Here is a 24,598-nt window from a genome sequence, read left to right on the forward strand (position 1 = left end):
GTCGGCGACGTCCTGTCGCCGACGCTTCTGAATACCCGCCCCCAGCAATCCCCCTTCGCGTTGGACAAATCTGCCTCGCAAGCCATTTTTGGAAGGGAAAATTGATGGCTAAATTGTATTTACTGCTCGCTGCATTTTTTGGTGGCACCGGCGTTGCCCTGGGAGCCTTCGGCGCCCATGGCCTGCGCAACAAAGTCGCAGAAAACCTGCTGGAAGCCTATAAAACCGGTGTGCACTACCAGATGATCCACGCCCTGGCGCTTATCGCCGTGGCTATCCTGATACATCAGATCGGAGCAAAAACCTCACTGGTGGTCAGCGGTGCCCTGTTTGCTATCGGTATCCTGCTTTTCTCCGGTAGTCTTTATGGCCTGACCTTCGGTGGCCCGAGAATCCTGGGGCCAATCACCCCACTTGGCGGATCGCTGATGATTGGTGGATGGATAGCACTGTTTATCGCCGCACTAAATTATTCAAAGTAATCACCAAACTAAGGTGGTTAGAGCCCAAAAACATGAATTGAAGGCCAAGTGCCGGGTACGGGTTTTCGGAAGCGTCGCAAACAGGATGTTTGCGCCGCAGCGCCCAGGGATGGGTTTACCGCGGTTCCGAAAACCCGTACCCGGTGCTTGACCGCCCCAGCACTAGCTGCGAAGCACCTGAAGGTAGCGACGTAGGCCCGAGGTACATGATGCAAGAAGAACCCACAAACCAAGAAGGTAACGAGGAAGAAGACTTCCCCTACCGCACCGAATTCAAAAAGAAATCCATCCGCAGCTACGTCATCCGCGGCGGACGCATGACCGAAGGTCAGCGCAAGGCGTTTGATACCTACTGGGCTCCCTACGGCCTTTCCCTGTACGGTGGTGGTATCGACCCGAAAGAAATCTTCGGGCGTGAAGCGCCGGTGGTGCTGGAAATCGGCTTCGGTATGGGCGACTCCCTGCTGGAAATGACACAGGCGGAAACCGACAAAGACTTTATCGGCATCGAAGTCCACCCGCCTGGTGTGGGTCGACTGATCAATAATGCAGGCAAGGCCGAAGTCAAAAACCTGCGCGTGTATATGGCTGACGCCATCGACGTACTGAACGATTGTATTCCCGACGCCAGCCTTGACCGGTTCCAGCTGTATTTCCCGGATCCCTGGCACAAGAAAAAGCACAACAAGCGTCGTATCGTGCAGCCGGAATTCGTCAGGCTCCTGTGCAGCAAGCTGAAACCCGGTGGCCTGATGCATATGGCGACCGATTGGGAAAACTACGCCGAACAGATGCTGGAAGTTCTGGAAGCAGAACAAATGCTGGAAAACACCGCGGGCAAAGGTAACTACGCCCCGCGCCCGGAATTCCGCCCGCAGACCAAGTTCGAGCGCCGCGGTGAGCGCCTGGGACACGGCGTCTGGGATCTGTTGTATCGCCGGGTTTAACGGGGTGCGAAGCGCGTCATAAATAATCAACTGCTCCGGGCGCCTGGCCAACGGAATTTGCTATCTTCAGTTTACCGCCGGTAAACGGAAGCTCCGGAGCAACAATGACAACAAGACGTAATGGATCCTGCGGGCCGCTGAGTACGCATCGCGGCCTGCAAATCTTCTCCCTGCTGATCGGCTGTTTCGGTTTTCTACTGAGCAGCCAGGCCCTTGCCGACCGCGAGGGCACGCTAAACCTCTATCTCAACGCCGGCCAGTACTGGTTTGACGACAAGCGGCTGGATGGCACCCCCTACTTCGGACTCGAGCTGGAAGACACCGCCGGTGGCGGCATAGGCTTTGGCTACAACATCAACGACCGCTGGGCGATCGAAGGCGTCTACGACCTGTTCAGCGTGAATGTCGACGATACCGACCTGGATGTTCGGGTCTCCAATTACCACTTCGACCTGCTGTACCAGTTTGGTGGCCGCTTCTGTGGAAACTTTGACTGGCAGCCCTATCTCGTGTTCGGAGCGGGAGAGCTGCGGGTGGATGAGGACTCCAGTGATGTCAGCTTCGACTGGTATCGCCGCCAGACCATGGTCAATTTCGGCGCTGGCCTGAAATACCGCCTCGGGCCGCGCTGGCAAGTGCGTGGTGATGCCCGCGGCTTCCAGGGCGTTGAGGAAGGCGGTCTGGACAGCTTTCTCAGCCTTAGCATCGGTTACCAGTGGGGTGCGGATCCGATCGTGTATGACCGCGATGGCGACGGCGTGCTGGACGATGCCGATGAGTGCCCGCAGACGCCTGCAGGCCTGGATGTAGACTTCCGCGGCTGTCCAATCGACAGCGATGGCGACGGGGTTCCGGACTACCTGGATCGCTGCGCGATGACCCCCATGGGCGTAACCGTAAACGAGGATGGCTGCGGGCGGCCATCCTACGACCCTGCTGACTTCGCAAAATAGCCACGCGCAACGGCGGCGGCGTCAGTCGCCGCGCGCCGCCTCCAATGCCTCCGAGACTTCGAGCCATTCCATCTCCAGCTTATCAAGCGCTTCCCGCGCTTGCCCCTGGGCTTGGGTCAGGCGCGCAATTTCATCCTGCTGGCCGCCGCTGTAGAGGTTTTCGTCGGCCAGCTGTGCCTCGACCTGTGCCAGAGCCTGCTCGGCCTTCGCCATTTTCTGCTCGATGCTCTTGAGTTTGTTGGTCAGGGGCTTGAGCTGTTCGCGCAGGGCAGCCGCGGCTCGGCGTTGCGCTTTCTTGTCCTCAGTGGGTTTTTCCGCGTTCACTGACGCCGTTTCTTCCTGCTTCTCCTGGCGACGGAAGCTCAGCAGCCACTGTTTGTAGTCGTCCAGGTCGCCGTCGTAGGGCTCGGCGCGGCCATTGGCGACCAGAATAAACTCGTCGGTGGTGTTGGCCAGCAGGTGGCGGTCGTGTGACACCAGCACGACGGCGCCGGGGAACTCCGCCAGTGCCATGGTCAGCGCATGGCGCATCTCCAGATCCAGGTGGTTGGTGGGCTCATCGAGCAGCAGCAGGTTTGGCTTTTGCCAGGCAAGCAATGCCAGCGCAACCCGGGCCTTCTCGCCGCCGGAAAAGCCCCCTACCGGTTCGAAAACGCGATCGCCGACAAAGCCGTAGCCGCCAAGGAAATCCCGCACCTGCTGCTCGCTGGCTTCCGGCGACAGTCGCTGTACATGCAGTAGCGGCGAGGCGTTGGCATCCAGCGCTTCCAGCTGGTGCTGGGCGAAATAGCCGATCTTCAGGTGCTCGCCACATTGCCGCTCGCCGCTGAGCACCGGCAGGTCGCCGGCGAGTGTCTTGATCAGTGAAGACTTGCCGGCACCGTTGGGGCCGAGCAGACCGATGCGCCGGCCTGGCTGGATACCGAGTTGCACCCTTTGCAACACCGGCTTGCCGGGGTAGCCGATTTCCGCCTCGCGCAGGTCAATCAGCGGGTTGGAAACCTTGTCCGCTGCGGGCAATCGGAAGCGGAATGGCGAATCGATATGGGCCGGGGCGATTTCCGCCATCCGATCCAGGGCTTTGAGCCGGCTCTGGGCCTGCTTCGCTTTGGTCGCCTTTGCCCGGAAGCGGCGCACGAAGTCTTCCATGTGCGCGCGCTCTGCCTGTTGCTTCTCGTACTGAACCTGCTGCTGGGCCAGGCGCTCGGCGCGCGCGCGCTCAAACGCGGTGTAGTTGCCGCTGTACAAAACCAGCTCCTGCTGTTCGAAGCTGACGATGTTGTTGACCACCGCGTCGAGGAAATCGCGGTCGTGGGAAATGATCAGCAGGGTACCGGGAAAGCGCTGCAACCACTGTTCGAGCCACAGGGTCGCATCCAGATCCAGGTGGTTGGTGGGCTCGTCCAGCAACAGCAGGTCTGCCGGGCACATCAAGGCGCGGGCCAGGTTCAGGCGAATGCGCCAGCCGCCGGAAAAGCTTTTCACCGGACGCTGCTGGTCGGCGTGGGAAAACCCGAGGCCGTCCAGGAGCTGTGCCGCGCGCGCAGGGCCGCTGTAGCCATCGATGGCCGCCATGCGCTCGTGCAGTTCGCCGATACGCTTGCCGTCGGTGCCATCGGTCTCGGCGGCATCCAGCTCCCGCTGCAGCGCGCGCAGGCGGTGATCGCCATCCAGGGCGTATTCCAGCGCACTGCGATCAGTGGCTGACACCTCCTGTGCCATATGGGCGACTTCCCAGTTTGCCGGAACGTCCACACTGCCGGCATCGCTGTCTTGCTGCTTAAGCAGCAGCTTGAACAGGGTGGACTTACCGCAGCCATTGGCGCCAATGACGCCTACCTTCTGGCCGGGAAAGATACGGCAGCTTGCGTTGCGTAACAGATCGCGCCCACCAATTTGCAGTGAGACGCCTTGCAGATTAATCACTGGATAACCTCTATGATGCTGCCGACATTTGTCTTGTGCATAACTGTCCTATGCTATCGGCATAACAAATCGCCGGGATTCTAACGTGACCGCAACCGCACCTCCATCTCCGCCAGCAGAACCGCTGCAGAACCCCCTCTGGCAGTTCAGCCTTGAGTTTTATCGCCAGCCTGAGGTGGCTGAATTTCTGCTCAACTGCCAGGACAGTCGCGGCGCGGATGTATGCCTCCTGCTGTGGGCCAGCTATGCCACTGCGTGTGGACGCCAGCTCAGCGATGAAAGCTGGCAGGTAGCGGATCGCGGACTTGCGCCGCGCCGGCGCATGATCAATAGCCTGCGCAACCTGCGAAGGCTGCTGGGGCGGGTCAATAAAGGCGGTAGCGTATACGAGTGGTGCAAGCGCTGCGAATTGCGCATGGAGCAGCGGCAGTTGGCGGCACTGTGGAAACTGCACGGGGAACACTGGCCGGAGAACCGATCCCCGCTGGAACTGGCGGGACAGCAATATGGTCTGCTGCAAAAAGATCAGGCCCGCTGGGCGGGCCTGATCGACGCGTACAGCCGGGCAAATATCGACCCGGTCAAATAGTTATACCCGCGTATTTTTCTCAATACTTGTGCTTGTGCTCTTCGGGGCCGTAATGCTTGTTTTCCGGCTCGCTGGCAAACAGGCTGTTGGGCGGCGTGCTCGGGGTAATGGTCGGCGTCACCGGAGTCACTGCAGCCGGGCTTGATTCCGGAACCAGGGGTTTGGGCTCAGACGTTTTACCCATCACCGGCTCTACGGTCGTGGAAACGGCCGGTGCTGAGTCGGGCTTGGCAGCCGCAGGTTTGCTGCCATTGGTTTTACCGGCGGATTTTGCCGCGGCTTTTTTAACAGTGGCCTTCTTGCTCGCGGGCTTTTTTGCAGCAGGCTGGGCTGCCGCTTTCTTCGCGGCCGGCTTGGCTGCTGGCGTGCTAGCGTCCGCTTTGTTGTCGGCTTTCGCCGCAGCGGGCTTCGCAGTGGCCTTTACGCTACTCTTTTTGGCCGGTGCTTTCTTTGCCGCGGCTTTTTTCGGGGCTGCCTTCTTGGCGCCTGTGGCCGGCTTCTCTGCGGCCTTCTTGGTTGCAGATTTGGTTGCGCTTTTTGCAGAGGCTTTCTTGGCTGCAGCTTTCTTGGTCGCAGCTTTCTTGGATTTCGGCTTGTTAGCAGCAATCACTTTCTTGGTGGTGACTGCCGCAGCCTTCTGCAGGGTTTCAGCAGTCTTGGCTGCGAGTTTCGCCGCAGCCTCAGCGGCCTTGGCTTCAGTGGCTGCTTTACTGGCGTCTTTGGCGGCTTTGTCGAGCTTGGTTACGGCTGCTTTTGCCGCATCCACTTTTTTCTTGGCGGAGTTTTTCGCCGCCGGTGTTTTCGCCTTGGTAACAGCGGCCTTGGCTGTAGCCAGCTTATCCTTGGCTTTGCTCAGCTGGGCTTTTGCGCTGGTTTCCGCCTTGGTGGCCTTTTGTACATTCTTGCCAGCGTCGGTAACTTCCTTGATGCGTGCTTTGTCCAGTTGGGTGGTCAGCTTGGCAATCTGTTTTTCTATGTCTGCAATAGAAACATCGGCTTTGCGTTTGGCGGCCATGGGTCAAATCCTGAGGTTGGTGTTCGGGAATAGTCGAGAGCCGGATACTTCCGCTCGGACCACCTCTCCGTAGCGTGAAATATTCGCGGGTTGAACGCTGATAATAGCGCTGTTATTTGTGAAGTGCATCCCTGTGGTTACGGCTTTTGAAGCATTTTATCGGTGTTAAAACCTTCTGGGCTGAGCGCGCTCACGGTTGGTATCGCCGGGGAATTCTTTGTGCAGACCCGTGGTCTCAATTGCCGTGATGTGCACCGACTGTAGGCATGGGTTAGACTTGCTCGTCGCCAGTTAGCCTGCCGGCACGCGTAAGCAAATGCTCAACTGTGACTTGTCGCACAATGCGCGAGCGGCTCTGGGTGTACAACGGCACGCAGGGTATGGAACTCTGTATATACATAATCAAAGCTTCACGGAAATAAAGAGACGATTCTCATGAATAAAACTTCTTTGGCTGCTGCGGTTGCTCTGGGCATTGCGCTGGTCGGCTGTAACAAGCAGGAGTCGGCTGGTTCTGCAGAAATTGCCCTGGAGACCCAGGAGCAGAAAGTCAGCTATATCATTGCTGAAGATATGGCGCGTCGCCTGAAGACCCAGGAAGTTGCCCTGGATCCTAAGATCGTGGCTATGGCTCTGGAAGACGTGGCGAGCGATCGCGATTCCCGTCTCAGCGATGAGGAGAAGCAGAAAGTAATCTCTGTATTCCAGGAAAACATGCAGGCCAAACAGAAAGAGCTGATGGCCAAGCAGGAAGCCGATTTCAAGGCGAGCGCCGATAAGAATCTCGAAGAAGGCAAGAAGTTCCTGGAAGAGAACGCCAAAAAAGAAGGTGTGCAGACTACCGAATCCGGTCTGCAGTACAAAATCATCACTGAAGGCAGTGGTGACAGCCCGACAGAGACCAGCGTGGTTGAAGTGGATTACAAGGGCACCCTGATTGACGGAACCGAGTTTGACAGCTCCTACAAGAACGGCCAGCCGGTTCAGTTCCCGGTCAATGGTGTGATCAAGGGCTGGACTGAAGCGCTGCAGCTGATGAAAGAAGGAGCCAAGTGGGAGCTGTACATTCCCTCCGACCTGGCCTACGGTCCGGGCGGTGCTGGTGGCCTGATTGGCCCGAACTCCACCCTTATTTTCGAGGTGGAACTGCACAAGGCGGATGTCAGCAAGGATCAGGGCGCTGCGGAAGAGAAGGCGACCGAAGAAGATCAGCCAGCGGACGATAACCAGGGCGAGTAATCGCCTGCGGCAATCAACGCATAAAAAAGGGGCTTTCTGCCCCTTTTTTTGTTTCTGTACTATAAGCCGGCCCAGGTTTGTGGGTGGCGTCACGCCAGCTGGTTTTTGTGCGCGGTATGCAGGGTGTCGATCATCCGGTCTTCCGCGGCAAACCGGGTTTCCAGGGCGACCCCCAGATTGGACAAATCCTGACTCAGTGCGCTCAGGTCATCGGTTTCCTGGTATTTGTCGTTGAAATCCACGGCCACATCCGTAGTAGCATCGATTTCCCGGTATAGCGCCTTGGCCTGCTGCAGGCCTTCGGAGTCGCCAAATGCCTGGCCTTCCTGTATCAGCTGGTCGTAGATTTCAAAGTGGCCGGCAGAAACATAATCCACCAACTGCTGGCACAGTTCGCGCAGGTTGCCTTCTGCTTCTTTGTCGCCGTCTTCAAAGGCCTTTTTTTCAGACAGGTGACAAAAGCTCACAAGCAGGTTCTGGCGGGAGTGTAGCCAGCGGTCAATGATCTCGCTGACGCCACCCCAGCGCTCTCGTGCAGATTTGCAGTTTTCCAACATCTCCGGGTTTCCTTATGTTACGTCGCTGCAGCTTCCAAAAGTCGGTGAATTCGAGAATGCGTTATTAGGAAGATAGAAGCTTCACCCGCCGTGGGCAAGCGCGCCGCCGGTATCTGCGCCAGTTTTGTGCGCGCTTGCCGAAAGCGCTTCTAGAGAGAGCTAAAAAGTGGTAAGAGCAGTGCGGTCAGTGCACCGCAAAGTCCCATGGCCAGAGCAGAAAAGGCGCCGCAGAGCGCACTGATTTCCAGCGCGCGTACAGTGCCAATGGCATGGGCATTGACGCCGATGGCGAAGCCGACTACCCGGTGATCCGTGATTTCCAGCCGCTTCAGGATGGCCGGACCAAATACCGCACCGACAATGCCGGTGAACGCCACCACGCCTGCGGTCAGGCTCTGTATTGCGCCCATTTCCTCCGCCAGTGCCAGTGCCACAGGGGTGGTCACCGATTTGGTGGTAAGCGCCAGCAGGACAGTGAGGCTGCCCCCCAGTGCGAGGGCGATGAGAACCGCTACCAGCGGTGCAAGCACCGCACCGATCAGCAGCCCAAGCATCAGCGGCCAGCCGGCCTGGCGCACGATCGCGATGTTTTGCCGGAGGGGTACCGCCAGCGCCACAACGGATGGGCCCAGGAGTAAATACAGGAAGCCGCTACCGCGCTGGTAGTCGGGATAGGTCGTGCCCGCAAGCGCAAGCGCAACAAACACCAGCAGGCTGGCACCGACGATCGGGTGCAATATGGGCGTACCGCTGCGTCGATAGAGCTTGAGTCCGAGCCAGAAGGCGATGACATTCAGCGGTAACAGCACCAGCGGGTGGTGCCCGGACAGCGGCTCGGCAAAGGCCGCCGTGGCATCGTGCAGCTGGCGCAGAAATTCATTCATCCCCGGCGCCCTCCGGTAAATTGTTGCGGTTGGCCGTGGGGCGCGTGCGCCTGAGCAGTGCGTTTAGAAGCAGGCCACTCAGGGTCAGTGTGACCAGTGTGCCCACGGTCATCGCCGCGAACAGCGCGAACCAGTCTCGGGGTGAGAGATCGCGCAGGAAGTAAATGCCCACCGCCGCCGGCAAAAATATCAGCACCAAAAGTTTGAGTAGCTGTTCGCTGACCAGGGCCAGCCCGCGCGGCACCTTGCCGTAAACCATCAACCCCAAAAGCAGCAGTAGCATGCCGAGTACCGAGCCGGGTACCGGGATTGGCAGGACTGCGGCCAGGCTGCGGCCGATCAGTTCAAAGGTGACCAGAATGGCGGCGCCGCCGAGCCAGTTCACGGCGGCTTTCAGGGTAGGCATTGAGGGTTGTGTTCCCGGGCGCGATCAGCTCTTGCGGAATGCCTGCCAGATGCCGAATAAAATCAGTCCGACAAAGCCCACTGCCGCCCAACCGGGGATGGAGAGGCCGAGCATGGTCCACTTCACTTCTGCACAGTTGCCGTCACCGGTAAGCAGGGTTTTGATTACCTCGGACATCGGGAAGACGTCAACCATATAGGTAATACCGGGGCCACAGGCCGGCACCTTGTCTTCCGGCAGGCTCTGCAGCCACAGCTGGCGACCGGAGAAGTAGAGCCCCCCGATTGCCCACAGGGAAATCAGCAGGCCGTAGACACGGCGCCCGATCTGGCTGGCGCCCTTCGGGTTGTGCAGGAATGCAATGAGTGAGACCAGCCCTACCCCGAGCAACATAACCCGCTGAGTGATACACAGTGGGCAGGGCTCCAGTCCCATGGCGTATTCCAGGTAGAAGGCGGCGCCGAGCAGGAAAACAACGGCGAGGAAAGTCAGCAAGAACGTAATGCGTGGGTTGGGCAGGGTCATGTGATTATTATCCGGAATTTTGCTGCCGGAACAGTACGGCCTGTTGCGACAAATCGGTAAACAGCGAGTGAAAGTCCTGCTCCAGTGCGGCGGCATCGGCCAGGAACAGGGGCACCAGTTGCGCCAGGGGCTGGGGCCTTTTCAGGCGTTCGCCCACGCGCGCGAGCGTGCGTTCGATCACAGCTACCTCGCGGTAGCCGGGCAGCAGTTTAAATTGCTCGGCGCGCTGAATAAATGCCTTTGCATTTTCAGGTATCCACAGCCTGCGTGCGCGGAAGTTTGACCAGCAGGTCTCGGTAAAAGTTTCCAGCGTCTCGGGATGCCACTGCTGCCAGTGACTGGCCAGCAGGTGATCGAACCAGATATCGAGACCAATGCCGCCCAGGCGCCGCCACTCGGGGCCGAGGCGCCTCAGTGCGGCGACGTAGGCCGGGTGCCTGTCGCTCAGCAGGTCAATGCGCCGGTGCAGGCGAATCCCGGCCTCGATGGGTTCAGGCAGGTTGCCTTTGAGTGGGCCCTTGACGAAGTCCCCGAGCAACCCGCCCAGCTGCCAGTCCGGGTCGGACCCGGAAAGCAGCAGGTGGGCGAGGTAGTTCACAGGGTAATGGAGCGCGAATCAGCGCTGGCAGAAGGTGTATTGGGCGTAGTATTTGCCCAGGAAGTCCTCGAAGCTGCCGGTGTCGGCGTCTTCAATGGCCTGCTGTTTTTGCAGGGATTCCTCGGCAAGGCGGGCAAATTCTGCCTGCTCGCTGGCGTCCAGCGGGCGATCGAGGAAATACTGCCGGTGTTGCTCCGCCTTGGCCGAGGCCCACTGGAAGAACGTCTGCTTGTGCTCGTGCATTTCCGCCAGCACCTGTGCTGCCGGGGTGAGCGTTTTGCCGGAAACCTTGTCGCGCTGGGCGCTTACCGCGCGGCGATAGTCTGCACTGCCCCAGGCCTGATCCAGTAAATCCGCCATGGGGTCAATCTGATCCAGCAGTTCACTGGCCCAGTCGGTGAGTTTGCGCTCACGGCCGTTGTGGATCAGTTCCAGCTCCGGATCCCGACCGCGATAGACAATACGCTGCTGGTTTTCCTGGATCGCGCGATAGTCGGCATCGTCGCTCAGTGGGCTGTCGCTCAACAGGCAGTGCAGCAGGAATGCGTCGAGGAAGCGCATCTGCGGCGCCTCGATACCCAGCGGGACGAAGGGGTTCAGGTCCAGGCAGCGCACCTCGATGTATTCCACACCGCGTGCATCCAGTGCCGACAGCGCGGTCTCCCCCATACCGGCCGGGTTCTTGGGGCGAATCGGCGAATAGAATTCGTTTTCGATCTGCAGCAGGCCAGTTGAGAGCTGCTGGTAGTTCCCTTCTGCGTCCTTCACTCCCAGTTCGTGATACGGCGGGTAGGGACGACTGATGGCTGCACACAGGGTCGACAGGTAGTTGGGCAGCTCGTTGTAGCAGACGATCAGGGATTTCTGCGCATCGCTGGTGTAACCCAGATCCCCCATCCGCAGCGACGTAGCCTGCGGGGCATAGAGGCTGCGACCGTCGCCATCGAACGGCTGCAGCTTGTGCTCGCGACCCTGCACAAAAGTGCCGCACACTGCCGGTGCCGCGCCGAACAGATAGATCAGCAGCCAGTAGTGGCGACGGAAGTTGCGGATCAGGTCGAAGTAGCGACGGGTTTTGAACGCGCACAGGCCCTCATCGCTACCCTCTTTTTCCTTCAGCCATTGCCAGAAGGTGTCTGGTAGCGAGAAGTTGTAGTGAATGCCGGCGATGGTCTGCATGGCGCGGCCGTAGCGCAGGCCGAGTCCCAGGCGGTAGACCGTCTTCATGGTACCGCTGTGGGACTTGCCGTAGCGGGCCACCGGGATGTCGTTGTCGCGGCCGATGCGCCCGGGCATGCTGTTGACCCACAGGCGCTCTTCGCCGATCTGGCTGTAGGTGTAGCGGTGGATCTGGTCGAGGATTTCCAGCGCCTGCTCCGGTGTATCCACCGGCGGCGTGATGAATTCCAGCAGCGCCTCGGAAAAGTCCGTGGTGATGCGGTCGTGGGTCATGGCCGAGCCGAGGCCCCTGGGGTGGTCGGTCTGGGCCAGCTCGCCATCCGCCGTTACGCGCAGGCTCTCTTTCTCAATCCCGCGGCGGATGTCTTTTAGTAACGCCAGGGATTCCGGCTGGGCCAGATCGGCCAGATTAAACTTGGGCACTCGAATCTCCTTTGAGCAGCCGGTTCGCAATCTGCCCGATATGGGGGCGGATCCCGGCGACTCAAGCCTGCGGTGTGGTGAGGGCCGATTCCAGGGGCTGATCCGGCTGGATTTCCGGGGTGTCACCCGGGTACTGATCCGGATTTATCTCCGGTTGGGGCTCTGGTTCCACTTCTGGTGCAGGCTGTGGATCCACTTCCGGGTTGTACTCCGGCGGCGTCTCCGCCGGATCAGTGTGTGGCAGCTCTTCGGGGTCACCGACGGCTTCTACCTCGGTCTCTGCAGACACTGCCCCCGCGGGCGCGAACGGCTCTTCGCTGAGGGCAGATTCCGGCACGATGGGCTGGCGCTTGCTGTCCAGTTCGCATTCGAGCAGCTCGATGCGCAGGGATACATTGCGCGTATTGGCCTCGAACATCTGGTTGATCGCAACGTCTTTGTATTCGGTGCGGAACAGTTTGGCGTTCTCGCGGCCGTCGATCCATTCGTTGCTTTTGCTTAAAAACTGCTGGTGCTGATTGGTCAGCACGAAGACTTGGCTCATGCGGGGGGACATCGTTGCTCAGACATGCAGGCCAGTTTAGCGGTCGCTGGGGGGAGGCTCAAGGATTGGGGGGCGAAACAGGGTGGCAGAAGCCGGCCTGCCGGCTTCTGCAGATTGCGCACTCAGAGGCCCTTGAGCGGGTAGTGCTCCGGATATGGCAGGCACGCGGCGCCACTGTCTACGGCGGCGCGGGCTACGGCCGCGGCCACTTCCGGCAGCAGGCGCGGGTCTGTTGGCTTGGGCAGGATGTAGTCCGCGCCGAACGCCAGTTCGATACCGCCGTAGCCTGCACGCACCGAGTCCGGCACGGGTTCGTGGGCGATCTTGCGAATGGCCTCGATGGCAGCCAGCTTCATGTCCTCGTTGATGCGGCTTGCACGCACATCGAGGGCACCGCGGAAGATAAACGGGAAGCAGAGGACATTGTTGACCTGGTTCGGGTAGTCCGAGCGGCCGGTGGCCATGATCAGGTCGTCGCGGGTGGCGTGGGCCAGTTCCGGCGAAATTTCGGGGTTGGGGTTGGAGCAGGCGAACACCACCGGTTTTTCCGCCATGCGCCGCAACTGCTCCGCCGACAGCAGGTCGGGGCCGGAAACCCCCAGGAATACGTCGGCGCCCTCGATTGCGTCGTCCAGGGTGCGCATTTCTGTGTCGCGCGCCCACTCGCCCTTGTAGGCGTTGATATCGGTGCGCCCCGCGTGGATGACCCCGCGGCTGTCGAGCATGGTGATCTGGTGCTTGCGCGCGCCCGCGGCCAGCAGAAGCTTGCAGCAGGCGGTTGCCGCGGCGCCGGCGCCAAGGCACACGATACGCACGTCTTCAATACTTTTCCCCTGGATTTCCAGCGCGTTGAGCATGCCCGCTACCGTGACAATCGCGGTGCCGTGCTGGTCATCGTGGAATACCGGTACTGAACAGCGCTCGATCAGGGCCTCTTCAATATGGAAGCACTCCGGCGCCTTGATGTCTTCGAGATTGATGCCGCCGAAGGTATTGGCGATGGCGGCCACGGTTTCGATAAAGCGCTCGGGGCTCGGTGCTTCAACTTCGATATCCACCGAGTTGATATCGGCAAAGCGCTTGAACAGCAGCGATTTGCCTTCCATTACCGGCTTGGATGCCAGCGGACCCAGGTTACCCAGGCCGAGGATGGCGCTGCCATTGGATATCACCGCCACCAGATTGCCCTTGCCGGTGTAGAGGTAGGCTGCTTCAGGATCCTTGGCGATTTCGCGCACTGGCTCGGCGACGCCGGGGCTGTACGCGAGAGACAGATCCTCCTGGGTCTGGGCGGGTGTGGTGAGTTCCACCGAAAGTTTGCCCGGTGTCGGCAAGGCGTGATAGTCGAGCGCTGCCTGGCGCAGGGATTTGGTCATCTGGATGTCATCTCTTTGGTGTGTAACGCCACCGATATTCTGTGATCGGCGGTCGGTGCTTGGTAGCGGCTCTTGGGGTAAAGAAGCGAGCGAAGAATAACGAGACGACTGGGAATTCACAAGCTCACAAACTGAGCAGGAGGGTTAATATTTCCTAATTTCGATAGTAAATTCGGAATCCACCGCAATAAACCATCTTTTATTTTTTCTGTTTGAGGATGCGTATCTCGCCCCCCTGTCGACCAGCCACCCTTTCACTTCTATTTCACGCCCTTGCCAATCGCGCCGGTCAAAGTGGCCATAATCCCGTTCCGGATCGAGGCGCACAGCTACCGGGCCGTCGAGCTCGAGCCACAGGTAGCGGTTCTGGTCTACGCTCTGCACCCTGCCCGCCAGGCGCACGAAGCCGCCATCACCGGGGCGCACGTCGGCCGCGCGCAAGGGTGGCCAGACACCGGGCGCCCAGAGGCCACGATGCGCCAGGCGCGCTTCCTCCTCGCGACTGGCCAGACATTCCGCCAGAGCCAGGTTTGGTGCCTTGGCGACGTGGAAGGCGAGCCCGGCGGCGAGCAGTGCGGATTCGAGGCTGTCGCCCCTGTGGTTATACACATGTGCCAGAACGCGACCGTACTTGTCGCGCCGCTCCTGATCGTAGACCAGCTCCAGGTCGCCGCCGGCGAGGAAGCGTTCGACAAATTCCTTAGATTCCTTCGCCAGTGGCTGCGCCCGCTGGCCACCGTGCGCCAGCTCGGGGGCATTCACGCCGATAAGGCGCACCCGGCGCCCGTCTTTAAGACGCAGGGTGTCGCCATCCACGACCTTGCGCAGGGCGACCAGTTCATCGGTGGGGCCGAGGACACAATCCGCCAGCGCGAATGGAGAAAGGAGCAGCAAAAAGGCACAAAAAAAGGCACCGAGGTAAGACCTGGGTGCCTTTTTTGCTGCAACACACATGTCGGATGCCGGTGCGGTGCCTGAGCGAACCGTTGCCGTTACTTGGCGATGCGGCTGCCGAAACGCTTCTTGAAGCGGTCTACGCGGCCACCGGTGCTGGCTTGCTTCTGCTTGCCGGTGTAGAACGGGTGGCAGTTGGAACACACGTCCAGCTGGAGATCTTTGCCCAGGGTGGAACCCATTTTGAAGGTGTTGCCACAGGAGCAGGTCGCAGTGATTTCTACGTAGTTCGGATGGATATCGGATTTCATGATGGCCTCTTTTCGACACCGCCACCAGGTCGTTTGCCAGGCACGGAATCGTCGTTGGTGCAGGGGACAGGTCCCCGGGCTGTTTAAAAAGTCGGCGCATACTATCAGATTAGCCCGGTGATTCAAGCATAAGGTTCTGCGTTATCATCGCCACTTTTGCGCCAGTAGTAGGGAGAAGCGCTTTGGAGCTTGTGGGGGCTGAAACCGGTCAAATTCGGGAACATCCGGTCATACTGCGCCTGGCAGTTCCGGTGCCCTTGCGCCGCCTGTTTGACTACCTTCCGCCCGCGGGACTGACGGCAGCGGATCTGCAGCCGGGTCAGCGCTACTGGGTGCCGTTTGGCAACCGCACGCTGGTGGCTGTGCTGGTGGATGTAGTTCGTGAATCGCCTCTGGCTGAGCTCAAGCCGGCGCTTGAGCGCATCGACCGCGAGCCCCTGTTTGACCTGCGCAGCCGCCAGTTTCTGCAGTGGGCTGCGGACTATTACCAGGCGCCGGTTGGCGAGCTGTACGCCGCCGCGCTGCCGGTGGCCCTGCGCAAAGGCAAGCCGGCGGATCACTGGGCGGAACAGTGGCTCGAACTCACCACCGAGGGCAAAGGGCTGCCGGAAACGGCACTGGCGCGGGCCAAAAAACAGCAGGAGCTGCTGCAACTGTTGCTGCGCAGCGGACGCCAGAGTCGCACCACCCTGAACGCGCGCGGACTCAACAACAGTGTGTGCAAGGCGCTGGTCGAGCGCGGACTCGCGCGCTGGGTAGCCGGGCCCACCGCGCCGCCGCCGATGGAAGACGTGGCGCCCCGCCCCGCGCCGGAGCTGAACGACGAACAGCGACAGGTCATCGATGCAGTGGCACTGGGTGACTTCAGCGCGGCATTGCTCGAGGGCACCACCGGCAGCGGCAAAACCGAGGTTTACCTGCGCCTGATGGCGCGCGCACTGGGCGAGGGCCACCAGGCCCTGCTGCTGGTGCCTGAAATCGGCCTCACGCCCCAGACTCTGCGCCGTATCGCTGCGCGCTTCCCCGACCACCGTATCGCGGCCCTGCACTCGGGCCTCGCCGACGGCGAGCGCGCCCGCGCCTGGCTGTCGGCGGCCAGTGGTGTGGCGGATATCGTGATCGGAACGCGATCTGCCATTTTTACCCCGCTGCCGCGGCTGGGGGTGATTCTGGTGGATGAGGAGCACGATGGCTCCTTCAAGCAGCAGGATGGCGTGCGCTACTCCGCCCGCGACCTGTCGGTGGTGCTGGCGCGCAATGCCGGTGTGCCGGTACTGCTGGGCTCCGCTACCCCGTCACTGGAAAGCCTGCACAATGCACTGTCCGGCCGCTATCAGCACCTGCGCCTGCGCCATCGCGCCGGCAATGCACGCCCGCCGCAGATCAGCCTGGTACCCACACTGCACCAGCCGTTGCAGGAGGGTTTTGCGCCCCAGTCCCTGCGCCATATCCGCGATACGCTGGCACGCGGTGAGCAGGCGCTGGTGTTTATCAATCGCCGCGGGTATGCGCCGGCACTGACCTGCGACGACTGTGGCTGGCTGGCGGATTGCCCACACTGCTCCAGCAAGCTCACCCTGCACCGGCGCCAGCGCCACCTGCGCTGCCACCACTGCGATTACCGCCAACCGGAGGTGCACAGCTGCCCGCAGTGCCATAGCCGCAATATCAATGCGCTGGGCACCGGCACTGAGCGCAGTGAGGACTTCCTTACGCACACCTTCAGCGATTTCCCGGTCATCCGTGTGGATCGCGACACCACTTCGAGCAAGCAGGCCCTGGATCGATTGCTGGAGCCGGCGCGCAACGGTGAGCCCTGCCTGTTGCTCGGCACCCAGATGCTCGCCAAGGGGCACCATTTGCCGAAAGTCACGCTGGTGGTGATCCAGGATGCCGACGGCGGCCTGTTCAGTGCGGACTTCCGCGCCCCGGAGCGCATGGGGCAGCTGCTGGAGCAGGTAGCCGGCCGCGCCGGTCGCGGCGACCTGCCCGGCCACGTGCTGGTGCAGAGTCGCTACCCGGAGCACCCGCTGCTGCAATTGCTGCTGAATAAAGGTTATGGAAGCTTCGCCCGCCAGCTGCTGGAAGAGCGCGAGCTCACCGGTCTGCCGCCGTTCCGTGCCATGGCACTGGTGCGGGCCGAGTGCGAGGAGCCCCGCTGGGCGGAAGAGTTCCTGAATAACGCCCGCAACTACCTGCAGGCGCTGGCCCCGCCCTCGCCCCAGCTGCAGTATCTGGGGCCCGTGCCCGCACTGCTGGAAAGAAAGTCCGGCCGCTTCCGGTTTTACCTGCAGATCACCGCCGAAAAGCGCGGGTTGTTGCAGGGCCTGCTGGCGCGCTTCACCCAGTGGGCGGAAAGCAACAAAAACCGCCGGCTGCGCTGGGCCGTGGACATGGATGCGCAGGAGCTGTCCTAGTGCGCTGCCGATCGGAGACTGCACCGCACGCGAACAGGCGGTACAATTTGCCGCTGAAAATGCCAATAAGATTTACGAGAGATCCCCATGAGCCGCCGCAATACCCGCCGAAACCAATCTACCGGTAAACCCGCCTGGGTCTGGTTTGTGCTCGGCAACTTCGTCGGGGGCTTTGCGGTTTTCATCTTCCTGCTCAACGACCTCAAAACCGAGCAGGCCAAGGTTTCGGCAAAAGGCAGCAAGCCAGCGGCGGAAAAGACCGCGCCTGCCGAATCCAAACCGCGCTTTGACTTCTATACCCTGCTGGAAGAGAACGAGGTCAAGGTACCCAAACCCAAAAGCCAGCCGGTGCGGGTGCGCGACAGTGGTGACAGCAGTGGGGATGGGAACAAAACCGTCGATCACAGCGACCCGTCGTCCAACCTGGTCTACATCCTGCAGGCCGCCAGCTTTCGCGATGCGGCGGAAGCCGAGCGCCTGCGCGCACAGCTGATGCTCGCCAACCTCGATGCCAAAGTGGAGTCTGCCAGTGACAGCCGCGGCACCTGGCACCGGGTCATCGTCGGGCCCTATACCAGCCGCTCAAAGGTGGCCAAAGCACGTGAAATACTTGCGGATCACCGCCTGATGCCGCTGGTCTTGAAGCGGCCGGCGAAAGGTTGAGGCGCCTGCCTCAATCCTGCGCCACCAGCTTCTGCGTAATCCAGTGTGCGACCGGCGCAATGATCGACACCAGTGGAAACGCGATCGCCCAGGCCACCAGCCAGGCATGGAACCAGCGGGTCACGAACCCCTCGGTCAGGCCGGTATTCATCAGCGTCACCACACCGGACATCATCGCCGACATAAACAGCGACATAAATAACGCAAAAACCAGCGTGTAATACCGGCGCTTGATACGAGCCACAGGCCGTTCCTCGGGGAATGAAAAAATTGGCGCCAATTATAGGTGGCCAACCGGGAAGTTGAAATCTGGCCCCCTAGCCCACACTTAGAGGTACTCAACCCGAACAGTGAGGCACACGTGGAACAATATCGCGGTACAACCATTCTCTCCGTCCGTCGCAATGGCAAAGTCGTCATCGGCGGTGACGGACAAGTCTCCATGGGCAACACCATCATGAAGGGTAACGCCCGCAAAGTCCGTCGCCTCTACAACGACAAAGTCATCGCCGGGTTTGCCGGTGGAACCGCCGACGCCTTCACCCTGTTCGAACGCTTCGAAGCCAAGCTGCAGGCCCACAACGGCCAGCTCACCCGCGCCGCCGTCGAGCTCGCCAAAGACTGGCGCACCGACCGCGCCCTGCGCCGCCTCGAGGCCCTGCTGGCGGTAGCCGATGAAAGTGCGAGCCTGATCGTGACCGGTAACGGCGACGTCATCCAGCCGGAAGACGACCTGATTGCCATCGGTTCCGGCGGCCCCTTTGCCCAGTCCGCCGCCCGCGCGCTGCTCGACAACACCGATATGGATGCGCGCAGCATTGTTGAGCAGGGTTTGAAAATTGCTGGCGATATCTGCGTGTACACCAACCACAATCACACGATTGAAGAGCTGAGTTACTGATCACGGGTTTTCTAACGAAGAAAATATCCACGAATTGAAGGGCGGACGCCGGGGGCAGGTTTCAGGACTGTCGGAAACAGGGATGTTTCCGACAGAGCGTACAGGGATGTATTCACAGCGGTCCTGAAACCTTCCCCCGGTGGCCGTCCGCCACCGCACCGGCTCCAAAGCGAACGAAGCTGGATCAAAGCGAGAAAGAATCCGAGTAAAGACCATGTCCATGACCCCCAGAGAAATCGTCCACGAACTCGACCGCCACATCGTCGGCCAGAATGATGCCAAGCGCGCCGTTGCCATCGCCCTGCGCAACCGCTGGCGCCGGATGCAGGTCAGCGAAGAGCTGCGGGCCGAAATCACCCCGAAGAACATCCTGATGATCGGCCCCACCGGCGTCGGCAAAACCGAAATTGCCCGCCGCCTCGCCAAACTGGCCGGTGCCCCCTTCATCAAGGTTGAAGCCACCAAATTTACCGAAGTCGGCTACGTCGGCCGCGATGTGGAATCCATTGTGCGCGACCTGGTGGAAATGGCGATCAAGCTCGAGCGCGAGCGCGCCATGGCCGGCGTAGAGCAGCGCGCCCAGGACGCCGCCGAAGAGCGCGTTCTCGATGCCCTGCTGCCCCCCGCCCGCTCCACCGAACCGGGCGACCGCGACTCCAGCACTCGCCAGGTTTTCCGCAAAAAACTGCGCGAAGGTGAGCTCGACGACAAGGAAATCGAAATCGACGTTTCCGCTTCGCCCATGGGTGTTGAAATCATGGCGCCCCCCGGTATGGAAGAGATGACCAACCAGCTGCAGGGCATGTTCTCCAGCATGTCCAAGGGCAAAACCCAGAAGCGCAAGCTCACCGTCAAACAGGCCCTCAAGCAGCTCACCAACGATGAAGCCGCCAAACTGATCAACGACGAAGAGATCAAGACCCGCGCGATCCAGTCGGCAGAGCAGAACGGTATCGTTTTCATCGACGAAATTGACAAAGTGGCCAAGCGTCAGGAAAGTGGCGGTGCCGATGTTTCCCGCGAAGGGGTACAGCGTGACCTACTGCCGCTGATCGAAGGCTGCACCGTCACCACCAAGTACGGCATGCTCAAGACCGATCACATCCTGTTTATCGCATCTGGTGCATTCCACCTGTCCAAGCCCTCGGACCTGATTCCCGAATTGCAGGGACGCCTGCCGATTCGTGTGGAACTGAGCTCGCTGACGTCCAACGATTTCCAGCGCATCCTTACCGAGCCTTCGGCGTCACTTACCGAACAGCAGAAAGCGCTGATGGAAACCGAGGGCGTAAACCTGAGTTTCTCTGAAGATGGTATTCGCCGCATCGCCGAAGTGGCGTTTGAGGTGAATGAGTCCACGGAAAATATCGGTGCCCGCCGCCTGCACACCGTGCTCGAACGACTGCTGGAAGAGATTTCTTTCATCGGTGGCGACGGCGATAGTTCTGTGAACATTGATGCTGCCTACGTTGACAAGCACCTGGGCGAACTGAGCAAAGACGAAGACCTGTCCCGCTTCATTCTCTAATCGCCTCCCGGCAGGAGCCTGTTCGCATGCAAACAGGCTCCTGCTACGGTCAAACGGTAACACCGGAATTTCCATGACTGCCCCGAAAAAAATTCGCCTCAACAAATCGGACAAACAACTCATCCTGCAGTACAGCGATGGTGAGTTTTCCCTGCCGGCGGAATACCTGCGGGTGTATTCGCCCAGCGCAGAAGTCCGGGGGCACGGCGCCGGCGAAGGCAATCTGGTGAGCGGGAAAATCAATGTCGGCATAGACAAGGTGGCCGCAGCGGGACGCTACGCGCTGCAGATTTTTTTTGACGACGGCCACGATAGCGGTATTTACACCTGGGCTTATCTGCGTGAACTGTGCGAGCAGAAAGCGCAAAAATGGCAGGCCTATCTTGAGCGCCTGCAGAAAGAAGGCATGGGTCGCGACCCTGATGAAAGTCCGGTTAAATTTATCGGCGGATAACCTGTACGTTTGTGCCTCGTTCGCTTAACAAAAATTTAATCAACACGTCATACAAGCTCACTGTCGTGTAATTTCCCTGTCACGGGCGCTCGATTAAATCCCCCGATCCAAAATAATTTTGATTTTCGGGGGCAATCAATGATTCCTTTTCCAAAAACGCCACTGGCACTCAAGTTGGGTGTGGCTCTGGCGGCACTCGCGCTCATTCCCGGCTGCAGCGACGATAATGATCCCGCTGAGGTTCCGGTCGTTACGCCCGCGCCCAATCCCGATGACAACACCGGCGAAACGCCAGCGCGCACCTTGAGCTTCACCGGTGTAGCAGCGCCGAGTAGTGACAGTGAAAAGCGCCAGATTCTCGCCTCGCCCACGGTCACCGTGGACGGTGAAGAATATGCCATCGGCTTCCACACCCTGCTGCGCTCCGGTGACTCGGTAAACGGCAATGTAGTTTTTGGCCAGCTGGTAGATGCCGCTGGTCAGCCCCTGTACGACGAAGACGGCATGCTCAAAGTGACCGATGCCAATGAGCACACCTCGCTGCTGCCCATCGGCGATCGCCTGTTTTCCGTATCGCAAATGGAAACCCGCCCGGGTGCCATGTTCCTGATGGAGCTGGATCAAAACGCGGAAACTGGTGAGCTCTCCACCAAAGACCTGTGGCAAATCGACCAGTCCGGCGTGGACGGCGGTTGGGTACACTGTGCCGCTTCTGTCACCCCGTGGAATGCACACCTGGCGTCAGAAGAATATGAGCCGGATGCCCGCGCGCTGCCGACCAGCGCCGAAGCTGCAGAAGATGGCTACTCCGCGGGTATGCTGGATTACTACGCCGACCCGAGCCAGTGGAACCCTTATTTCTACGGCTGGAATATCGAAATCAACGTGGCTGCCGAAGGCGACGCTGCGCCGACCACCGACCTGGTCAAGCACTACGCCATGGGCCGCCTGGCCTTCGAGCTGTCCTACGTGATGCCGGACTCCAAAACCGTATACATGACGGACGACGGCACCAACGTCGGCTTCTACATGTTTATCGCGGATACCGCGGGCGACCTGAGTGCCGGCACCCTGTATGCCGCCAAGTGGAACCAGACTTCCGCCGAAGGCCTGGGTAGTGCGGATCTCGAATGGATCTCCCTGGGTCATGCCAGCAATGACGAGATCGATGTTGCGGTACACGGCGCCGACGGCGTTCCGGCTCTCACCTTTAACGATATCTTCGCAGTGGATACCGAAGGCTGTGTCGAAGCCGCCACCAACGGCAATACCGAGTGCCTGAGCCTGAAGCCGGGCATGGAAACTGCCGCCTCCCGCCTTGAGACCCGCCGCTATGCCGCGTTTATGGGTGCTTCCACTGAATTCCGCAAGGAAGAAGGGGTGACCTTCGACCCTGCGGGCAGCAAGCTCTATGTGGCCATGAGCGAAGTGGGTAAAGGTATGACCGACGGTGTCGGCCATATCCAGATCGCCGAGAAGAATTCCTGCGGCGCGGTCTACCAGCTGGATGTAGCCGCGGACAGCGACATCGGTTCCGATTACGTTGCCATCAACATGAGCGGGCTGATCGGCGGCATTCCTGCGGAATATCCGGAAGACAGCCCCTTCGCCAGCTACACGTGCGACGCGGATGCCATCGCCAGCCCGGACAACGTCACCTTCATTACCGGCTACAACACCCTGATCATTGGTGAAGACACCGGTTCCGGCCACCAGAACGACGTGATCTGGTCCCTCAACCTGGACGAAGTGGATGCGGCGGATTACACCGCGGGCATGACCCGGATACAGACCACACCCTACGGCTCCGAGACCACCTCGCCCTACTGGTACCCGAACATCAACGGCTTCGGCTACCTGATGAGCGTGATCCAGCACCCCTACGGTGAATCCGATGGTGACAAGCTCGCCCCCGGTTCCCTAGAGCACCGCGCCTACACCGGTTACGTGGGCCCCTTCCCGGCGATGGATGTCAGCGACGAGTAGGTCATTACCTGCAGTAAAGCCTTGCACAAAGCCTCGGCCGCTTTCGGCCGGGGCTCTCCCTGTTAGTGAACTCGAGTCAGATCCATGCGTGTATATCTTCCGCTAGCCGCTGCGGCGATCACTGTTTTTTCCGGGCACCTGCTTGGCAATGAAATTAACCCGTCCGCGGAACCGGAAAATCTCGGCCGCCTCTACCTGTCCAACCCCGCAGCCGTGACTCCACCCCAGTGCTATACGAAAACGGAAAACCGCGATGCTGCGGCGAGTAATCCCTGCTACGTGTGCCATACCAATGGCCAGGCCCCGAACTTCACCAACGATCCCGACCTGCAATTGCGTTACGATTTCGCCGAACCCGCGCGCACCAACCGCTGGCACAACCTGTTCAAAAACCGGTCCGGTTATCTGGCGGCGGTCAGCGACAGCGAAATTCTGGAGTACGTGCGCAGGGACAACTACCGCGCGGAAAATGGCCGGGTGCCGCTGGCGGAAAAGCTGACCGACGACCTGCCCGCCCATTGGGATGGCAACCGCAATGGCCGCTGGGACGGCTATGTGCCGGATGTGGGTTTCAACTTCGATCAGCACGGATTCGACCGCGACAGTAGTGGCCGCTTGACCGGCTGGCGGGCCCTCGCGTACACGCCTTTCCCGGGCACATTTTTTCCGACCAACGGTTCCACTGACGATGTGCTGATCCGGCTGCCGGCCATGTATCGCAACAGTGAACAGGGGCGCTACGATGCAACGGTGTATCGCGTGAACCTGGCCATCGTCGAGGCGCTGATCAAACGCCGCGACGTTGCCATTGAAGCGGTGGATGAAACCGCTTTTAACGTGGATCTGGATAAAGACGGCGAACTCGCCACGGCCACCCAGGTGACCTACGACTGGGCGCCGCGAGAACAGCGCTTTATGTCGTACGTCGGAGAGGCGCGACTGGCGCAGCAGCGCGCAGAGGCGCCTCTTTCCGCCGGCTCTTACCCGCTGGATACGGAATTCCTGCACAGTGTGCGTTACCTCGACATCAACGGAGATGGCGAGGTGGCGATGGCCGCGCGCATGAAGGAATTGCGCTACGCGCGCAAGATGCGCTGGGTGACCTACTTCCAGCACCGCGAACTCTCCGCAGATGAACTCAAAGACGCCCGCGATTTTCCCGACCGCCTCGAGCCAGTAATCGGCGATATCGAACTCGGTGTCAGCAATCGCCGCGGCTGGCGCTACAGCGGGTTTATCGAGGATGCCCACGGCGAGCTGCGTCCGCAATCCTATGAAGAGCTGGCTACCTGCAGCGGCTGCCACGGCGCGATCGGAGCCAATATCGACGGCAGTTTTGCCATGACCCGCAAGCTGGACGCCAGCGACAGTTTCCAGCGCGGCTGGTATCACTGGATCCAGAAACCCCTGGCAGGCATACCGGAGCCGCGGCGAACTGATGGCGAAGGAGAATATGCGTATTACCTGCGCCAGGTGGGCAATGCCGACGAGTACCGCTCCAACGATGAGGTGCGCGAGCGCTTCTTCAACATGGACCGCACCCTGCGAACGGCGATGCTCGATAAACTTGCCGCAGACATCAACACGCTGATCATGCCTTCACCCCGTCGCGCACTGGATCTGAACAAGGCCTACCGCGCAATCGTCGAAGAGCAGAGCTACCGCGAGGGCCGTGATGCGGTGATCACGCCCAGGGAAAACCTGTTGCGGGAAGTGGCCGAAGGCCAGGAAACCGGGGTAGAGAGAGTGTCTTCTTACTTCTGAGCGCCGGGCAATTTCCGAATTGGCCGTGGAAAACTCG

Annotated in this window: 25 protein-coding genes; 12 read left to right on the forward strand and 13 right to left on the reverse strand. The window is 60.3% G+C overall.

Going from position 1 to position 24,598, the window contains the following annotated elements:
- The first annotated feature begins 104 nt into the window (after positions 1 to 104).
- The 3 genes from ACNKU7_RS00005 (at position 105) to ACNKU7_RS00015 (ending at position 2,382) form a co-directional block, all read left to right on the forward strand.
- Positions 105 to 482, forward strand: a complete 378-nt coding sequence (locus ACNKU7_RS00005) for a DUF423 domain-containing protein (RefSeq protein WP_418294892.1) — start codon at positions 105 to 107, stop codon at positions 480 to 482.
- A gap of 209 nt (positions 483 to 691) precedes the next feature.
- Positions 692 to 1,429 (forward strand): tRNA (guanosine(46)-N7)-methyltransferase TrmB, encoded by a 738-nt coding sequence (trmB, locus tag ACNKU7_RS00010; protein ID WP_418294893.1) that lies wholly within the window; start codon positions 692 to 694, stop codon positions 1,427 to 1,429.
- 104 nt (positions 1,430 to 1,533) lie between these two features.
- Positions 1,534 to 2,382, forward strand: a complete 849-nt coding sequence (locus ACNKU7_RS00015; RefSeq protein ID WP_418294894.1) for a porin family protein — start codon at positions 1,534 to 1,536, stop codon at positions 2,380 to 2,382.
- 21 nt (positions 2,383 to 2,403) lie between these two features.
- Here ACNKU7_RS00015 and ACNKU7_RS00020 read toward each other — a convergent pair whose 3' ends face one another.
- Positions 2,404 to 4,308 carry an ABC-F family ATP-binding cassette domain-containing protein gene (locus ACNKU7_RS00020; RefSeq protein WP_418294895.1) on the reverse strand — a complete coding sequence of 635 codons (1,905 nt, stop codon included), beginning with the start codon at positions 4,306 to 4,308 and terminating at the stop codon, positions 2,404 to 2,406.
- An 85-nt stretch (positions 4,309 to 4,393) separates the two neighbouring features.
- Here ACNKU7_RS00020 and ACNKU7_RS00025 point away from each other — a divergent pair, with 85 nt between their 5' ends.
- Entirely contained in the window at positions 4,394 to 4,897 is a 504-nt protein-coding gene (locus tag ACNKU7_RS00025) for a TIGR02444 family protein (RefSeq protein WP_418294896.1), read from the forward strand.
- Positions 4,898 to 4,916: 19 nt separating this feature from the next.
- Here ACNKU7_RS00025 and ACNKU7_RS00030 read toward each other — a convergent pair whose 3' ends face one another.
- The gene (locus tag ACNKU7_RS00030) at positions 4,917 to 5,912 is read right to left on the reverse strand and encodes a histidine kinase (RefSeq protein WP_418294897.1); all 996 of its coding nucleotides are present in this window, start codon (positions 5,910 to 5,912) and stop codon (positions 4,917 to 4,919) included.
- A gap of 435 nt (positions 5,913 to 6,347) precedes the next feature.
- On the opposite strand from ACNKU7_RS00030, the gene ACNKU7_RS00035 reads away from it, so the two are divergent.
- Positions 6,348 to 7,151 (forward strand): FKBP-type peptidyl-prolyl cis-trans isomerase, encoded by an 804-nt coding sequence (locus tag ACNKU7_RS00035; RefSeq protein ID WP_418294898.1) that lies wholly within the window; start codon positions 6,348 to 6,350, stop codon positions 7,149 to 7,151.
- A gap of 89 nt (positions 7,152 to 7,240) precedes the next feature.
- Here the strand turns inward: ACNKU7_RS00035 and rsd are convergent, their stop codons facing one another.
- From rsd to rpmE, 10 genes are all read right to left on the reverse strand, one after another.
- Positions 7,241 to 7,708, reverse strand: coding sequence for a sigma D regulator (gene rsd / locus ACNKU7_RS00040; RefSeq protein WP_418294899.1), 468 nt, complete (start codon positions 7,706 to 7,708; stop codon positions 7,241 to 7,243).
- A gap of 149 nt (positions 7,709 to 7,857) precedes the next feature.
- Entirely contained in the window at positions 7,858 to 8,592 is a 735-nt protein-coding gene (locus ACNKU7_RS00045) for an LrgB family protein (protein ID WP_418294900.1), read from the reverse strand.
- Positions 8,585 to 8,998: a CidA/LrgA family protein gene (locus tag ACNKU7_RS00050; protein WP_418294901.1), complete on the reverse strand. Its 414-nt coding sequence runs from the start codon at positions 8,996 to 8,998 to the stop codon at positions 8,585 to 8,587. Before ACNKU7_RS00050 ends, ACNKU7_RS00045 begins: the two co-directional genes overlap by 8 nt.
- 24 nt (positions 8,999 to 9,022) lie before the next feature.
- On the reverse strand, positions 9,023 to 9,523 hold the full coding sequence (locus ACNKU7_RS00055) for a disulfide bond formation protein B (protein ID WP_418294902.1): 501 nt from the start codon (positions 9,521 to 9,523) through the stop codon (positions 9,023 to 9,025).
- Positions 9,524 to 9,530: 7 nt separating this feature from the next.
- Positions 9,531 to 10,121 carry an acyl carrier protein phosphodiesterase gene (locus ACNKU7_RS00060; protein ID WP_418294903.1) on the reverse strand — a complete coding sequence of 197 codons (591 nt, stop codon included), beginning with the start codon at positions 10,119 to 10,121 and terminating at the stop codon, positions 9,531 to 9,533.
- An 18-nt stretch (positions 10,122 to 10,139) separates the two neighbouring features.
- A complete protein-coding gene (gshA, locus tag ACNKU7_RS00065; protein WP_418294904.1) occupies positions 10,140 to 11,723 on the reverse strand; it encodes a glutamate--cysteine ligase in 1,584 nt (527 codons plus the stop codon).
- Between the two features lie 61 nt (positions 11,724 to 11,784).
- Positions 11,785 to 12,267: a hypothetical protein gene (locus ACNKU7_RS00070; RefSeq protein ID WP_418294905.1), complete on the reverse strand. Its 483-nt coding sequence runs from the start codon at positions 12,265 to 12,267 to the stop codon at positions 11,785 to 11,787.
- Between the two features lie 122 nt (positions 12,268 to 12,389).
- Complete coding sequence (locus ACNKU7_RS00075; protein ID WP_418294906.1) at positions 12,390 to 13,643, reverse strand: malic enzyme-like NAD(P)-binding protein; 1,254 nt, start codon at positions 13,641 to 13,643, stop codon at positions 12,390 to 12,392.
- A 144-nt stretch (positions 13,644 to 13,787) separates the two neighbouring features.
- Positions 13,788 to 14,597 carry a thermonuclease family protein gene (locus tag ACNKU7_RS00080; protein WP_418294907.1) on the reverse strand — a complete coding sequence of 270 codons (810 nt, stop codon included), beginning with the start codon at positions 14,595 to 14,597 and terminating at the stop codon, positions 13,788 to 13,790.
- 38 nt (positions 14,598 to 14,635) lie between these two features.
- Positions 14,636 to 14,848 carry a 50S ribosomal protein L31 gene (rpmE, locus tag ACNKU7_RS00085; RefSeq protein WP_418294908.1) on the reverse strand — a complete coding sequence of 71 codons (213 nt, stop codon included), beginning with the start codon at positions 14,846 to 14,848 and terminating at the stop codon, positions 14,636 to 14,638.
- A 191-nt stretch (positions 14,849 to 15,039) separates the two neighbouring features.
- On the opposite strand from rpmE, the gene ACNKU7_RS00090 reads away from it, so the two are divergent.
- Both ACNKU7_RS00090 and ACNKU7_RS00095 read left to right on the forward strand, forming a co-directional pair.
- The gene (locus ACNKU7_RS00090) at positions 15,040 to 17,265 is read left to right on the forward strand and encodes a primosomal protein N' (RefSeq protein ID WP_418295632.1); all 2,226 of its coding nucleotides are present in this window, start codon (positions 15,040 to 15,042) and stop codon (positions 17,263 to 17,265) included.
- Positions 17,266 to 17,352: 87 nt separating this feature from the next.
- A complete protein-coding gene (locus ACNKU7_RS00095; protein ID WP_418294909.1) occupies positions 17,353 to 17,928 on the forward strand; it encodes an SPOR domain-containing protein in 576 nt (191 codons plus the stop codon).
- A gap of 10 nt (positions 17,929 to 17,938) precedes the next feature.
- On the opposite strand, the gene ACNKU7_RS00100 is transcribed toward ACNKU7_RS00095, so the two are convergent.
- Positions 17,939 to 18,172, reverse strand: a complete 234-nt coding sequence (locus ACNKU7_RS00100; protein ID WP_418294910.1) for a DUF2798 domain-containing protein — start codon at positions 18,170 to 18,172, stop codon at positions 17,939 to 17,941.
- Between the two features lie 117 nt (positions 18,173 to 18,289).
- Here ACNKU7_RS00100 and hslV point away from each other — a divergent pair, with 117 nt between their 5' ends.
- From hslV to ACNKU7_RS00125, 5 genes are all read left to right on the forward strand, one after another.
- Positions 18,290 to 18,829, forward strand: coding sequence for an ATP-dependent protease subunit HslV (gene hslV / locus ACNKU7_RS00105; RefSeq protein ID WP_418294911.1), 540 nt, complete (start codon positions 18,290 to 18,292; stop codon positions 18,827 to 18,829).
- Between the two features lie 214 nt (positions 18,830 to 19,043).
- Positions 19,044 to 20,357 (forward strand): ATP-dependent protease ATPase subunit HslU, encoded by a 1,314-nt coding sequence (gene hslU / locus ACNKU7_RS00110; protein ID WP_418294912.1) that lies wholly within the window; start codon positions 19,044 to 19,046, stop codon positions 20,355 to 20,357.
- Between the two features lie 73 nt (positions 20,358 to 20,430).
- Positions 20,431 to 20,811, forward strand: coding sequence for a gamma-butyrobetaine hydroxylase family protein (locus ACNKU7_RS00115; RefSeq protein WP_418294913.1), 381 nt, complete (start codon positions 20,431 to 20,433; stop codon positions 20,809 to 20,811).
- Between the two features lie 138 nt (positions 20,812 to 20,949).
- Positions 20,950 to 22,797, forward strand: a complete 1,848-nt coding sequence (locus ACNKU7_RS00120; RefSeq protein ID WP_418294914.1) for a PhoX family protein — start codon at positions 20,950 to 20,952, stop codon at positions 22,795 to 22,797.
- Between the two features lie 84 nt (positions 22,798 to 22,881).
- Positions 22,882 to 24,561: a hypothetical protein gene (locus ACNKU7_RS00125; protein WP_418294915.1), complete on the forward strand. Its 1,680-nt coding sequence runs from the start codon at positions 22,882 to 22,884 to the stop codon at positions 24,559 to 24,561.
- Positions 24,562 to 24,598: the final 37 nt, after the last annotated feature.

The sequence above is a fragment of the Microbulbifer weihaiensis genome (assembly GCF_048323715.1).
Taxonomy (GTDB): Bacteria; Pseudomonadota; Gammaproteobacteria; order Pseudomonadales; family Cellvibrionaceae; genus Microbulbifer.

Bases quoted from the DNA above. Each gene is read 5' to 3' on its own strand.
- ACNKU7_RS00095 (WP_418294909.1), top strand. From the start codon at position 17,353: ATGAGCCGCCGCAATACCCGCCGAAACCAATCTACCGGTAAACCCGCC.
- ACNKU7_RS00030 (WP_418294897.1), bottom strand. From the start codon at position 5,912: ATGGCCGCCAAACGCAAAGCCGATGTTTCTATTGCAGACATAGAAAAA.
- trmB (WP_418294893.1), top strand. From the start codon at position 692: ATGCAAGAAGAACCCACAAACCAAGAAGGTAACGAGGAAGAAGACTTC.
- ACNKU7_RS00055 (WP_418294902.1), bottom strand. From the start codon at position 9,523: ATGACCCTGCCCAACCCACGCATTACGTTCTTGCTGACTTTCCTCGCC.
- rsd (WP_418294899.1), bottom strand. From the start codon at position 7,708: ATGTTGGAAAACTGCAAATCTGCACGAGAGCGCTGGGGTGGCGTCAGC.
- ACNKU7_RS00075 (WP_418294906.1), bottom strand. From the start codon at position 13,643: ATGACCAAATCCCTGCGCCAGGCAGCGCTCGACTATCACGCCTTGCCG.
- ACNKU7_RS00125 (WP_418294915.1), top strand. From the start codon at position 22,882: ATGCGTGTATATCTTCCGCTAGCCGCTGCGGCGATCACTGTTTTTTCC.
- ACNKU7_RS00120 (WP_418294914.1), top strand. From the start codon at position 20,950: ATGATTCCTTTTCCAAAAACGCCACTGGCACTCAAGTTGGGTGTGGCT.
- ACNKU7_RS00115 (WP_418294913.1), top strand. From the start codon at position 20,431: ATGACTGCCCCGAAAAAAATTCGCCTCAACAAATCGGACAAACAACTC.
- ACNKU7_RS00005 (WP_418294892.1), top strand. From the start codon at position 105: ATGGCTAAATTGTATTTACTGCTCGCTGCATTTTTTGGTGGCACCGGC.
- ACNKU7_RS00015 (WP_418294894.1), top strand. From the start codon at position 1,534: ATGACAACAAGACGTAATGGATCCTGCGGGCCGCTGAGTACGCATCGC.
- ACNKU7_RS00035 (WP_418294898.1), top strand. From the start codon at position 6,348: ATGAATAAAACTTCTTTGGCTGCTGCGGTTGCTCTGGGCATTGCGCTG.
- ACNKU7_RS00080 (WP_418294907.1), bottom strand. From the start codon at position 14,597: ATGTGTGTTGCAGCAAAAAAGGCACCCAGGTCTTACCTCGGTGCCTTT.
- hslU (WP_418294912.1), top strand. From the start codon at position 19,044: ATGTCCATGACCCCCAGAGAAATCGTCCACGAACTCGACCGCCACATC.
- ACNKU7_RS00070 (WP_418294905.1), bottom strand. From the start codon at position 12,267: ATGAGCCAAGTCTTCGTGCTGACCAATCAGCACCAGCAGTTTTTAAGC.
- ACNKU7_RS00050 (WP_418294901.1), bottom strand. From the start codon at position 8,998: ATGCCTACCCTGAAAGCCGCCGTGAACTGGCTCGGCGGCGCCGCCATT.
- rpmE (WP_418294908.1), bottom strand. From the start codon at position 14,848: ATGAAATCCGATATCCATCCGAACTACGTAGAAATCACTGCGACCTGC.
- ACNKU7_RS00045 (WP_418294900.1), bottom strand. From the start codon at position 8,592: ATGAATGAATTTCTGCGCCAGCTGCACGATGCCACGGCGGCCTTTGCC.